Below are 8850 nucleotides of genomic sequence, written 5' to 3' on the forward strand. Positions count from 1 at the left end.
TCCGCAGCGTAACGGCGTCCTAGCATCTCCGCCATCACCAGGCTGCGCTCAACGACGAAGGCGGCATCCATGGCAATCCCGCTCACCCAGCCCGAAGGGCAGTCCGGCTCGGCCGTGTCCCCGACCCGGCGCCGGGCCTTCCGCAAGCTGCTGGCCGCCGGGCTCGTCGGCAGCTCGATCGAGTGGTACGACTTCTTCCTCTACGGCACCGCGGCCGCGCTGGTGTTCCCCAAGGTCTTCTTCCCGCACTCCTCGGCGCTGACCGGGACCCTGCTCGCCTTCAGCACGTTCTGGGCGGGGTTCGTGGCCCGGCCGGTCGGCGGCGTGCTCGCCGGCCACCTCGGCGACAAGTACGGGCGCAAGCCGGTCGTCGTCGCCTGCCTGGCGGTGATGGGGGCGGCGACCTTCCTGATCGGCTGCCTGCCGACCGCGGCCGCCGTCGGCTCGCTGGCCCCGACGTTGCTCGTCATCCTGCGGTTCGTCCAGGGGCTCGCGACCGGCGGCCAGTGGGGCGGCATCATTCTGCTGCTCACCGAATCCGCCGGACCGAAACGCCGCGGCTTCGCCGGAACCTTCGGCCAGACCAGCGTTCCCGTCGCCGTGATCATCTCCAACCTCATCTTCGTCGCCGCCAGCGGCCTGATGCCGGACGCCGCGTTCCTGTCCTGGGGCTGGCGGATCCCGTTCCTGCTCAGCGTCTTCATGTTCGCGGTGGTCCTCTACATCCAGGCCAAGGTCGAAGACACGCCCGAATTCCGGGAGTTGCAGGAGAAAGCGGCGAAGTCGGAAGACGAAGTCGTGGTCCGGGCGCCGCTCGCGCAGGTCCTGCGGACCAAGTGGGGGACGATCGTGCTCGGCTGCGGGCTGCTGTCGGCCACCAACAGCCTGTTCTACGTCAGCATTTCCGGGCTGCTGAGCTACGGCACCGGAACGCTCGGGCTCAAGCGCGACGCCCTGCTGGCGGTCGTGCTGCTGGCGTCGGCGGCGATGCTGCTGACCATCCCGTGGTCCGGGCACATCTCGGACAAGATCGGCCGGCGGCCGCTGATCCTCATCGGCGGCCTGGGTGTCGCCGCCTGGGGCTTCCCGTACTTCGGGCTCGTCGGCACCAAGTCGCTGCCGCTGATCTTCGTCGCGGTGGCGGTCGGGTTCGTGTTCCAGTGCCTCACCTACGGCCCGATCGCGAGCTTCCTCAGCGAGCTGTTCGCGCCGGCGGTGCGGTATTCGGGCGCGTCGCTGGCTTACCAGCTCTCGGCGATCATCGTCAGCGGCGGGACGCCGTTCCTGATGACCGCGCTCATCGCCGACACCGGCAACACGCTCGCGGTCGCCGGCTACATCACGCTGATGGGCCTGATCACCTTCGCCAGCGCGTGGTTCCTGCCCGAGACGAACCCCGCCGCGGTCCGGGAAGACCCGGAAGCCGTGCCGGGCGCGCACCTCTACCGCTGAGCCGTCCCCGAACTCCCGAAAAGAGGCCAGAGTGCGGAAGTTCTCCTTGTTCGCCGCGGTGCTGGTGGCCGGCGCGTCCGTCGTCGCCGGCGCCGGACCCGCCACCGCCGCGACGGCGTGCGCCGGGCTGGACCGGCTGGCGATCCCGGCGTCGGCGATGAGCCTGCCGACCACCGGCGGGCGCGTCACGTCGGCGTCGGTCGCGACCGGTCCCGCCGGCGAGTACTGCCGGGTCGACGCCGACCTGTTTCCGGTCGACCCGGCCGCGCCGTCGATCAAGCTGCGCGTCGCGCTGCCGCGGGACTGGAACCGCAAGGCGCTGATGTTCGGCGGTGGCGGCTACAACGGCACGATCCCCGACGTCGCGTCGAACGTGCCGTTCGGGCCGGCCGACCAGCCGGTGCCGCTGGCGCGCGGGTACGCGACCTTCGCGAGCGACTCGGGGCACCAGCAGAACCCGGCGTCCCCGCCGTCGCTCGACGGCTCGTTCGGCGCGAACGACGAGGCCCTGGTCAACTTCGCGGCCGGGGACGCGCTGAAGAAGACGCGGGACGCGAGCCTGTTCGTCATCCGGCACGCCTACGGGACGAACCCCGCCGAGACGTTCTTCGCGGGCGGGTCGACCGGCGGCCGCGAAGCCCTGAACGTCGCACAGCGGTGGCCCACCGCGTTCGACGGCGTCATTTCCGCCTACCCCGCCTGGAACAACATGGCCGAGATCCTGGACCTCGGTTACCTGACGCAGGTTCTCTCGAAGCCGGGCGCCTTCCCGGGGCCGGAGAAGCAGAAGCTCTTGTACACCAGCGTGATCCAGGCGTGCGACGGGTTGGACGGCGTCCGCGACCAGGTCGTCTCGAACCCCGGTGCGTGTCACTTCGATCCGCGCGTGCTGCGGTGCCCGGGCGGGGCGGAGGCCGGTCCGGCGTGCCTGTCGGACGCGCAGATCGGTGCGGTGAAGGCGATGTCGTCGCCGTTCCGGTGGCCGTACCGGATCGCCAGCGGGGAAACGCAGTACCCGGGCTTCCCGTTCCTGTCCGGCGCGGACATGAGCACGCCGTTCCTCGGCTTCGGGACGACGGCGCCGGCGAACCCGATGCCGGTGACCAGCGGCTACGGGATGCAGTACTGGGACCAGTGGGTCAAGTACTTCCTCACGCGGGATCCGCAGTACCGCTCGCTCGACGTCGATCCCCGGCACCCGGGGAAGTGGCTCGACCGGATCAGCGAGCTGTCGAAGATCGAGGACCGCAACAACGCCGACCTCCGCCCGTTCGCCCGCGCGGGCGGCAAGCTGATCCTGCTGCACGGCGCGGCGGACGAGCTGGTCTCGCCGTACTCGACGAGCGACTACTACGAGCGGGTCCGGTCGGTGGTGGGGCCGCGGGCGACCGACGCGTTCCTGCGCTACTACGTCGTGCCGGGCGCGAACCACGCCAACTTCGGCACGCCGGCGTTCGCCGCCTCCTGGGATTCGCTCACGGCGCTCGAACGGTGGGTCGAAAAAGGACAGTCGCCGGTCAACCCGGTGGTGACCGACCTGGCGCACGCCCGTACCCGCCCGCTGTGCGCGTACCCGGGGTGGCCGCGGTACCGCGCGGGCGACCCGGACAGCGCGTCGAGCTACACCTGCACCCGCTGACCGGCGACCCACCGCGGCTCCCCGGCGCCGACGACGTACACCCCGTGGCCGCGCAGTCCGGCGGCCCAGCCGAACATGCGCTCGCCCATGGCGAAGGCGGCGGTGGCGTACGCGGCGGCGCGGGTGAGCGACCGGCCCGTGACCGTGACCGCCGCCAGGTCACGGGCCGGGGCGGCGGTCACCGGGTCGACGCGCCCGCGGCGATCACGGCCAGGACGGCGCCGGGACGTACCGAGGTCATGCCTCCTTTGTCCGCCGGGCAAACCCGGTCAGTTCGGCCGAGACGGTCCAGAGGCGCCGGGCGAGCGCGGGGTCGAGGGCCCACCGCTTGACGCCGTGGGGGTGGTCGGCGAGAGCCGCGTCGTCGGGGACGGGGTAGGCCTCCCGCGCCTCGTCGAGGTAGTGCCCGCCGGTGCGGGCGAATTCGGGGGCGACGGCGGCGACGACCGTCGTCGCGGCTCCCTGGGCGACGGTCTTGTACCGGAAGATCCCGGCCGCTTCGGCCGCGGCCAGCGACTCCTTCTGCGCGTCGGTGAAGTGGCGCTGGAGACCGGTCGCGACCCCGCCGGGGTTCACGGCGTTCGCGAAGATCCCGTCGGCCGCCCAGCGGCGCGTCGCTTCGACGGCGAACAGCACGTTGGCGGTTTTCGACTGGGCGTAGGCGATCTGCGGGTCGTACGGCCGCCGGGTGAAGTGCAGGTCGGTGAAGTCGACGCCGGCGCGCATGTGCGCGGTCGAACTGACCGAGACGATCCGCGCCTCGCCCCGCTCCGCCGCGCCCGCCGCGAGGGCGTCGTGTAGCCCGGTGGCCAGTGCGAAGTGGCCGAGGTGGTTCGTCGCGAACTGCAGCTCCCACCCCTCCGGCGTGCGGGCCAGGCTGCCGGTGACGATGCCCGCGTTGGCGACGAGCAGGTGCAGGGAACCGTCCCAGGCCTCGGTGAACCGCCGGACGGACGCCTGGTCCGCGAGGTCGAGCCGGGCGACCCGCGCGGGTTCCCCGACGGCGGCCGGGTTCCGGACGGCGTACGTCACCTCCGCGCCGGCGGCGGCCAGCACGCGGGCCGTTTCGGCGCCGAGGCCGGAGGACGCGCCGGTGACGATCGCGCGGACCCCGGCGAGGTCGACGCCCGCGAGCACCTCGGTCGCGGTGCTGGCGGCGGTGAAGGGCGTGGTGATCAGGGGCGGCATGGCCTCGACTATACGGACTAGGCAGATTCTGTAAAGTGCGGCTAGTGTGGTCGCATGGCTTCCGAACCGGCCGCCGGCCGTCGTGACGCGGTACTCGAGTCGGCGCTGCTGACGTTCGCCCGGCACGGCTACCGGAAGACGTCCATGGACGAGGTCGCGCGCGCGGCCCGGATCTCCCGGCCGGGCCTCTACTTCCTGTTCGAGTCGAAGGAGACCCTGTTCCGGGCCGCGGCCACCCGGGCGCTGGAGCAGGACCTCGCCGCGGCCGAGCAGATCCTCGGCGACGCGGGCAAGCCATTGCGCGAGCGGCTGGCCGGGGCGTTCGACCGGTGGGCCGGCCGGTACGTCGGGCCGTTGAGCCGGGACGTGACCGGGGTGATCGAGCAGAACCCCGAGCTGCTCGGCGCCATCGTCGAGACCGCGCCGGCGCGGTTCGAGGCGCTCGTGACCGACGCGATCGCCGAGGTGACCGGACGAGCGATGGCGACCCGCGTCGCGCAGACGTTGATCAGCGCGTCGGTCGGGCTGAAGCACCAGGTGGAAACCCGGGATGCCTACCTCGGCCGCTTCACCACCGCGGTCGAGCTGCTCGTCCCTCAGAAGGCGTAACGGATCCGGAGGTAGGGCGCCCGCTCGGCGACGATGCCGAGCAGCTCGTCGAGGAGCACCCGTTTCCGCCCCGCGCGGTAGCGGACATTGAGCCCGCCGCCTTCGCTGCGCTTGGTCTCCTGGAGGTCGGGCCGCCACAGCACCTGCTCGGCCTTCGGGTGCCAGCCGAGGTTGACCTCGTGCAGCCCGCGGTTGTGCGTCAGCATGACGACCTCGGCGGCGAGCTGGGCCTTGGTGGCCTCGCCGGTGGCGTCCCCGAGGTGGGTCAGCAGTTCGGCCCAGTCCGCCTGCCACCCCGGGTAGACGACGACCGGGCTGAGGTTGACGTGGACCTCGTACCCCGCCTCGACGAAGTCGTCCAGGGCGCGCAGGCGGTCGGGGATCGGGCTGGTCCGCAGGTCCAGCAGCTTGGCCGCCCGCGCGGGCATCAGCGAGAACCGCACGCGGGTCCGGCCGCGCGGAGCCAGGTCGAGCAGGCCGCGGTTGACGTACTTGGTGGCGAAACTCGCCTTCGCGCCCGCCTGTCCGGCGAACAGGCCGATCAGGTCGGCCACGTTGTCGCTGACCAGGGCATCGACCGAGCAGTCGGAGTTCTCGCCGATGTCGTAGACCCACGCGTCCGGATCACACTGGTTGGGCTCCGGCTTCGAGCCCTGCCGGGCGATGTGGCCGGCGAGGTACCCGGTGATCCGGTCGATGTTGGCGAAGACCGTGATCGGGTTCGAGTAGCCCTTGTGCCGCGGGACGTAGCAGTAGGCGCACGCCATCGCGCAGCCGTTGGCCGTCGACGGCGCGATGAAATCGGCGGAGCGCCCGTTCGGCCGCGCGGTCAGCGACTTCTTGATCCCCAGGACGAGGGCCTCGCGCTTGATGCGCACCCAGCGCCGGACGTTGGTCTCGTCGCCGTGCAGTTCGGGGATCCGCCAGTGACCGGCGACCTCGACCCGGGTGGCGTCGGGGAACCGGGCGAGCACCTGCTGCCCGCGGGGCAGTTCGGCGGCGGCGGGTTCGAAGTAGATGCGCGACGGGGACAGCAACCGGTCGCGCTCGACGTCGGACGGGGTGGACACTGGACTCCGGATTACCGAAACCGCAGCAGGGCCCAGACCGTCTTCTCGACGGCGTTGTGGTGGACATCCCAGTCGAGGGCCGCGGTGGACACCACCGCCAGGCCGGTGCCGGGCTCGCGGACGCCGTCGCGGATGGCCGCGAGCGTTTGCGCCCGGTGCGGTGCCGCGTCGGTGACCTCGATGAGGAGCCCGGCGCGGTGGCGGGAGTACCGCAGCCGCAGCGGTGCCCCGGAGTGCAGGTAGGCGTTGGTGACCAGTTCGTCGGCGACGAGCACCGCGTAGCCCAGCGCGGCGGTGGGCACCACCCCGAACGCGAGCCGGTCGGCGAGCCGGCGGCGGACGAGCTGGGGGTCCGGCCGGGGCCGGAGGTCGACGACGCCTTCGGCGGCCTCGGCGACCCGCGCGCAGAGGCGGCCGACCTGGGTGGTCACCCACCGGTGTTCGGTGTCCATCGGTGCACCTCCGATGCGGATGCGATCCACGCCGTGGTCCAGCGGTGACTGGACCCTGTCTGACCGGTGATTTCGTGATTCAATGCGCGTCCAAGAAGGAGGCCGGATGAGCCGCAACACCGGACCGCGCCCGCTCGGATCGAGCGAGGTGGCGCGGACGCTGGGGGTGTCGCAGGTGACGCTGCGCACCTGGGAGCAGCGGTACGGGATCGGGGCCGCGGAGCGCGAGGCCAACGGGCGGCGGCGGTACACGCCCGAGGACGTCGAGCGGCTGCGCCGGATGCGGGCGCTGCAGGCCCAGGGGACCAGCGCGCGCGACGCCGCCCGGCTGGTGCTGACGAGGTCGGCCGCCGAGGTGACCGCCGGGCAGCGCCGGCAGCGGCTGGCGGAGGCGGCGGAGGCGCTGGACCTGCCCACGATGGGCGGCCTGGTCGACGACGCGCTCGGCAGCCTGGGCGTGGCGAAGACCTGGACCGAGGTCGTCGCGCCGGTGCTGCGCGCGATCGGGGAGCGGTGGGCGCAGCGGGGCGATCGCACCGCGATGGCCGCGGAGTGGGCGCTGGCGACGGCGGCGTCCGCGGCGCTGGACCGGTACGCGGCACCGGCGCGGGCCGGCCGGGCCTCGGTGCTGTTCGTGTGCGGCCCGGCGGAGCGCCACGAGCTGCCGGTCAAGGTGCTGAGCGCGGCGCTGAACGACGACGGCGCACCGGCGGTGTTCCTGGGCGGCCTGGTGTCGGTGGACGTCCTGCGCGCGGTGGCCGACCGCTTCACGCCGGCGGGCGTGGTGGTGTGGTCGATGACGTCGCAGTCCGCGGACGTGCGGATCCTGCGCACCCTGCACGCCGAAGGGGTGCCGGTGCGCCCGGCCGGCCCCGGGTGGCGCGGGCTGCCGATCGTGGGGGAGCCGGTGCCGGCGTCGTTCACGGCGGCCCTCGCCGCTTTCTCCGGCTGACCGCGCCGGGTGCGTCCGCCTCCGCGGCGAACACCGTGAGCACGGCCAGCGGCCCGACGGTGTTCTCCAGGACCTGCACGGCGACGAGCCCCGGCTGCCCGGCGAAGCGCCCGGTCGCCGTCCACAGTGAACCGGCGAGCAGGAAGCACCCCAACAGCGATCCGACCACCTTCGCCGGGCCGCGCAGCCGCCGATCGCGACTGTCCACAATGGTCAGCAGCAGGACGCCGTGGACCGTGAGCGCCACGCCCGCCGCCACCGCCGGCGACTCCAGGGGCAGCCACCCGAAACCGGCCGCGGTAGCGAACGCCGACAACACCGCCGCGCAGGCGGCCGCGAAGCGGGCGGTGACCGTCATCGCCGCCCCCGGTCGAGCGCCCGCGTCTCCTCGGCCGGGTCCGGGGTCAGCAGCGAGCCGGCGACGGCGTGCCCGGCGGACCCCAGCTTGTTCATCTTCTTCGGCACCGGCGCGCCCTGGTATTCGAGCGGTGCCGCGGCGAGCGGCTGGTGGACCTCGACGAACTCACCGTGCGGCAGCCGCTTGATGATGCCGGTCTCGACGCCGTGCTCCAGCACCTCGCGGTCGGCCCGCTGCAGGCCGACGCACAGCCGGTACGTGAAGAAATAGGCGAGCGGTGGCCCGACGAGCAGCCCGATCCGGCCCGCCCACGTCATGGCGTTGAGCGAGACGTCGAACTGGACGGCGAGGATGTCGTTGAAGCTGGACAGGGTGAGCACGAGGAAGAACGTGATCGCCATCGCGCCCAGCGACGTGCGGACCGGTGCGTCCCGCGGCCGCTGCAGCAGGTTGTGGTGCGCGGTGTCACCGGTGAGCCGGCGTTCGATGAAGGGATAGCTCAGCAGGAGCGTGACCAGGACGGCGATGCCGAGCGCGCCGGCGAAGAACACCGGCGGCACGGTGTGGTCGCCGAGGTAGACCTCCCACGGCGGCCACACGCGCAGCAGCCCGTCCGCCCACCCCATGTACCAGTCGGGCTGGGACCCGGCGGAGACCTGCGCCGGGTTGTACGGGCCGAAGTTCCACACCGGGTTGATCTGGAACAGCCCCGACATCAGCGCCAGCACACCCACGACCAGGGTGAAGAACGCCCCGCCCTTGAGCGCGAAGTACGGCATGATCCGCACGCCGACGACGTTGGTCTCCTTGCGGCGCACGCCCGGGAACTGGGTGTGCTTCTGGTACCACACCAGCGCCAGGTGCACCCCGACCAGCGCGAGCATGATGCCCGGCAGCAGCAGGATGTGCAGCGTGTACAGGCGCGGGATGATCTGGTCGCCGGGGAACTCCCCGCCGAACAGCGCCCAGTGGATCCAGGTGCCGATGACCGGCACCGAGAGCACGATGCCCGACAGCGTCGCGCGGATACCGGTGCCGGAGAGCAGGTCGTCCGGCAGCGAGTAGCCGAAGAAGCCCTCGAAGCAGCCCAGGATCAGCAGCAGCCCGCCGATCACCCAGTTCGCCTCACG

The 8850-nt window shown here is 72.3% G+C and carries 10 protein-coding genes; 4 read left to right on the forward strand and 6 right to left on the reverse strand.

Annotated features, from left to right (window positions below):
• Positions 1-69: 69 nt before the first annotated feature.
• Both AB0J40_RS04095 and AB0J40_RS04100 read left to right on the forward strand, forming a co-directional pair.
• A complete protein-coding gene (locus AB0J40_RS04095) occupies positions 70-1452 on the forward strand; it encodes an MFS transporter (RefSeq protein WP_364447183.1) in 1383 nt (460 codons plus the stop codon).
• A gap of 157 nt (positions 1453-1609) precedes the next feature.
• Positions 1610-3091 carry a tannase/feruloyl esterase family alpha/beta hydrolase gene (locus AB0J40_RS04100; protein WP_364447314.1) on the forward strand — a complete coding sequence of 494 codons (1482 nt, stop codon included), beginning with the start codon at positions 1610-1612 and terminating at the stop codon, positions 3089-3091.
• On the opposite strand, the gene AB0J40_RS04105 is transcribed toward AB0J40_RS04100, so the two are convergent.
• The gene (locus AB0J40_RS04105; RefSeq protein ID WP_364447186.1) at positions 3073-3273 is read right to left on the reverse strand and encodes a hypothetical protein; all 201 of its coding nucleotides are present in this window, start codon (positions 3271-3273) and stop codon (positions 3073-3075) included. The genes AB0J40_RS04100 and AB0J40_RS04105 overlap by 19 nt on opposite strands.
• A 55-nt stretch (positions 3274-3328) precedes the next feature.
• Positions 3329-4279: an SDR family NAD(P)-dependent oxidoreductase gene (locus AB0J40_RS04110; RefSeq protein ID WP_364447188.1), complete on the reverse strand. Its 951-nt coding sequence runs from the start codon at positions 4277-4279 to the stop codon at positions 3329-3331.
• Between the two features lie 54 nt (positions 4280-4333).
• Between AB0J40_RS04110 and AB0J40_RS04115 the strand changes: the two genes are divergently transcribed.
• Positions 4334-4888, forward strand: coding sequence for a TetR/AcrR family transcriptional regulator (locus tag AB0J40_RS04115; RefSeq protein WP_364447191.1), 555 nt, complete (start codon positions 4334-4336; stop codon positions 4886-4888).
• Here AB0J40_RS04115 and AB0J40_RS04120 read toward each other — a convergent pair.
• Positions 4876-5958, reverse strand: a complete 1083-nt coding sequence (locus AB0J40_RS04120; RefSeq protein WP_364447193.1) for a spore photoproduct lyase family protein — start codon at positions 5956-5958, stop codon at positions 4876-4878. The two genes, AB0J40_RS04115 and AB0J40_RS04120, sit on opposite strands and share 13 nt — an antisense overlap.
• Before the next feature lie 11 nt (positions 5959-5969).
• Positions 5970-6410 carry an ATP-binding protein gene (locus AB0J40_RS04125; RefSeq protein WP_364447196.1) on the reverse strand — a complete coding sequence of 147 codons (441 nt, stop codon included), beginning with the start codon at positions 6408-6410 and terminating at the stop codon, positions 5970-5972.
• A gap of 106 nt (positions 6411-6516) precedes the next feature.
• On the opposite strand from AB0J40_RS04125, the gene AB0J40_RS04130 reads away from it, so the two are divergent.
• Entirely contained in the window at positions 6517-7362 is an 846-nt protein-coding gene (locus AB0J40_RS04130) for a MerR family transcriptional regulator (RefSeq protein ID WP_364447199.1), read from the forward strand.
• On the opposite strand, the gene AB0J40_RS04135 is transcribed toward AB0J40_RS04130, so the two are convergent.
• Positions 7331-7720 (reverse strand): hypothetical protein, encoded by a 390-nt coding sequence (locus tag AB0J40_RS04135; protein ID WP_364447202.1) that lies wholly within the window; start codon positions 7718-7720, stop codon positions 7331-7333. The genes AB0J40_RS04130 and AB0J40_RS04135 overlap by 32 nt on opposite strands.
• On the reverse strand, positions 7717-8850 hold a 1134-nt coding region (locus AB0J40_RS04140), incomplete at its 5' end, for a cytochrome b (protein WP_364447204.1). The genes AB0J40_RS04135 and AB0J40_RS04140, both read right to left, overlap by 4 nt.

Origin of the sequence: Amycolatopsis sp. NPDC049691 (assembly GCF_040675005.1) — a bacterium.
Taxonomy (GTDB): Bacteria; Actinomycetota; Actinomycetes; order Mycobacteriales; family Pseudonocardiaceae; genus Amycolatopsis.

Coding starts and splice junctions, on each gene's coding strand:
- AB0J40_RS04135 (WP_364447202.1), bottom strand. CDS start 7,720: ATGACGGTCACCGCCCGCTTCGCGGCCGCCTGCGCGGCGGTGTTGTCG.
- AB0J40_RS04110 (WP_364447188.1), bottom strand. CDS start 4,279: ATGCCGCCCCTGATCACCACGCCCTTCACCGCCGCCAGCACCGCGACC.
- AB0J40_RS04100 (WP_364447314.1), top strand. CDS start 1,610: ATGAGCCTGCCGACCACCGGCGGGCGCGTCACGTCGGCGTCGGTCGCG.
- AB0J40_RS04130 (WP_364447199.1), top strand. CDS start 6,517: ATGAGCCGCAACACCGGACCGCGCCCGCTCGGATCGAGCGAGGTGGCG.
- AB0J40_RS04115 (WP_364447191.1), top strand. CDS start 4,334: ATGGCTTCCGAACCGGCCGCCGGCCGTCGTGACGCGGTACTCGAGTCG.
- AB0J40_RS04125 (WP_364447196.1), bottom strand. CDS start 6,410: ATGGACACCGAACACCGGTGGGTGACCACCCAGGTCGGCCGCCTCTGC.
- AB0J40_RS04095 (WP_364447183.1), top strand. CDS start 70: ATGGCAATCCCGCTCACCCAGCCCGAAGGGCAGTCCGGCTCGGCCGTG.